Genomic DNA, 2,888 nt, shown 5'->3' on the forward strand with positions numbered 1-2,888 from the left:
TGCACCCGCCGCTCGATCAGCCGGTGCACCGGCTCCACATCCGGGTACCGCCGCTCGTTCACACCCCAAGCGGCCAACTGCCGACGCTCGGCATCGGTGAGCAGCACTATCTCGCCCACCGCCTGTGCGGGATGGTCTGCCAGCGCCTCCACAAGACCGGCAACGGCCGCCCGCAGGTACTCACACAGCCGCGGCGCACCGACTGTCTTTTGGACCTGCCCCACCAGTCGGAAGCCCTGCCCCAGGTCATCCACCGACATGCCCACCGGGTAGTTGGTTCGTTCCTCGCCGCCGAGCACATCCATGCCTTCCCAAGCGCTGGCTGTCTCGCCCTCGTCCTGCTGCACGCTGTAGCGATAGTTCAGCAGCGCCGAGAACAGTGATGTGCCTCCAGGCAGTCCACTGCATCGCTGTGCCAGTGACAGACTGGCGTGTTCGTGGTGCAGCAGTTCCGTTAGCACTTCGTGGGTCTTGCGCAAGCACTGCTCAATGCTCTGCGATCCCAACCGGATGCGGATGGGCAGCGTATTGATGAACATGCCCAGCGCCCGCTCCGCGCCCTCGCCTCCTTGCATGCGTCCGAACAGCACCGTGCCGAACACCACGTCATCCTTGCCCGTCGTCTTACCCAGCACCAGCGCCCAGGCCAGATGGAACAAGCTGGCTGCGCTCACCCCGTGGCGTTGCGCCTGCGCTCGTATCTGCCTGGCCAGTTCTGCCTCCAGTGGCAGTCGCGCTTCCTCGACATCACTGCCATCGCCCTGCACGTCTAGCAGTCCGAACGGCGCAGTGGGCTCTTCCACATCGCCCAGCATCTTGCCGAAGAAGGCCTCGTGCTCCGTCCGGCTCACACCCAACCGCGCCTGCGCCACGAAGCGCCGGAACGGCACCGGCTCGGGCAATTGGACCTCCTTGCCTTGCTGGATCAGCGCAATCTCGCCCACCAACTGTTCCAGCGTCGTGTGATCCAGCACCAAGTGATGGCTGGGCAATTGCAGCAACCACCGCCCAGCGTCGCGCGCCGCCACCGCCCGCATCATCGGCGCACGGCGCACGTCGATGCGGTGATGCCTCGGATCGACGTGGGCATTGAGCCGATCGGCTACGCTGCCCGCGACTTCGCCCTCCAGCCACTCGATCTCAAGCCGTGCCTGTCGATGGACGACCTGCACCGGCTCCCCGAGCCCCTCCCACAGCACCGCCGTGCGCAGAATGTCGTGGCGCTCTATCACCCGGTTGAGACTGGAGATGAAGTGCTCCAACCGCTCCCGGCTATCGAAGCTCAGCAGACAAGGGGTAACGTAGGCATCGCCCTCCGTTTGCAGCATGTGGTGGAACAGGATGCCTTCCTGCAGCGGCGCCAGCGGGTAGATGTCCTGAATGTTGGTCGCCCCACCCGGCACCGCCGCTTCGATACGAGCAATCTCGTCGGCCCCGAATTCGAGCAGCGTCAGCATCTCTGGTTGAATCGCCCGGCAACCAGCCGGGATCAAGTTGGGCGGCACGATCACTTCACTGCGCCCCGACGCTTGCAATATCTCCTTGGCGAAGGCCGCCAGTTCGGGCTGTTGGAACAGGGTACGAACCTGGGTGGTCATGCCTTGCACGCGCATGCGTTCGAGCAGACTCAACGCCAACAGCGAGTGCCCGCCGAGTTCGAAGAAGTTGTCGTGGCGGCCCACGCGCTCCACGCCCAGCACTTCGGCCCAGATCTTGGCCAGCGCCTTTTCCACCTCGCCCTGCGGCGCCTCGTACTCGCGGGTGCCCTCCAGCCCAGGCTCCGGCAGCGCCTTCCTGTCCACCTTGCCATTGGCATTGAGCGGCAGCGCATCCAGCACCACCACCGCACTGGGCACCATGTAGTCTGGCAACTGCCGGCCCAGCCGCTCACGCAGTTCGCCTGCCTCGATCGCCTGCCCCGCCACCGTCGAGACGTAGCCCACCAGCCGCGCTCCGCCCGGCCCGTCCCTGGCCACCACCACCGCTTCGCGCACCTCGGGTTGCGCCAGCAATTGCGCCTCGATCTCGCCCAGCTCGATGCGCAGGCCACGGATCTTCACCTGGTGGTCCAACCGCCCCAGATACTCCAGCTGACCCTCAGCGTTCCACCGCACCAGGTCCCCCGTGCGGTACAACCGGCCGCCCGCCTCGTCGAACGGATCAGCCACGAACCGCTCCGCACTCAAGCCCGACCGGCCCAGGTAGCCTCGCGCCAGCCCGACACCGCCCAGATACAACTCCCCGGCCACGCCCAGTGGCACCGAGTTCAATCCTTCATCCAGCACAAGCGTCTTGATGCCGCTGATCGGCTGGCCGATCGGCACCTGACTGCGATCATCGTTGCGGCAAGTCCAATGCGTCACGTCGATGGCCGCTTCGGTCGGGCCATACAGGTTGTACAGCACCGCCTGCGGCAGACGTTCGAACACTCCTCTTTGTGCTTCGGCCGACAGCGCTTCGCCGCTGCAGACGATGCGCCGCACGTTGATGCATGCCTCGATGCCATCGTGCGCCAGGAAGGCTTGCAACATCGAAGGAACGAAGTGCAGGGTTGTAACCCGATGACCACGAATCAGTTCGACCAACCGCGCCGGGTCTCGGTGATCACCCGGCCCCGCCACTGCCAAGCGTGCGCCCACCATCAGCGGCCAGAAGAACTCCCACACTGACACGTCGAAGCTGAACGGGGTCTTCTGCAGCACCGTGTCCGACCCATCGAGCTGGTAAGCCTCCTGCATCCACGCCAGCCGGTTGTAGAGCGCGCAGTGGCGATTGGCCGCCCCTTTGGGCCTTCCGGTGGAGCCCGAGGTGTAGATCACGTACGCCAGGCTCTCCCCATGCAACGCCACATCGGGGTCGTGCTCTGGCTCACCACCGAGATCCAGCAC

General features: G+C 65.3%; 1 protein-coding gene. It reads right to left on the minus strand.

The features are described 5' to 3' along the window. Nucleotides 1–2,888 (minus strand): non-ribosomal peptide synthetase (locus HNP55_RS23905; RefSeq protein ID WP_184304913.1); only part of this gene is annotated, 2,888 nt, incomplete at both ends.

The sequence above is a fragment of the Roseateles oligotrophus genome, assembly GCF_014204525.1.
In the GTDB taxonomy this organism is placed as follows: domain Bacteria; phylum Pseudomonadota; class Gammaproteobacteria; order Burkholderiales; family Burkholderiaceae_C; genus Paucibacter_A; species Paucibacter_A oligotrophus_A.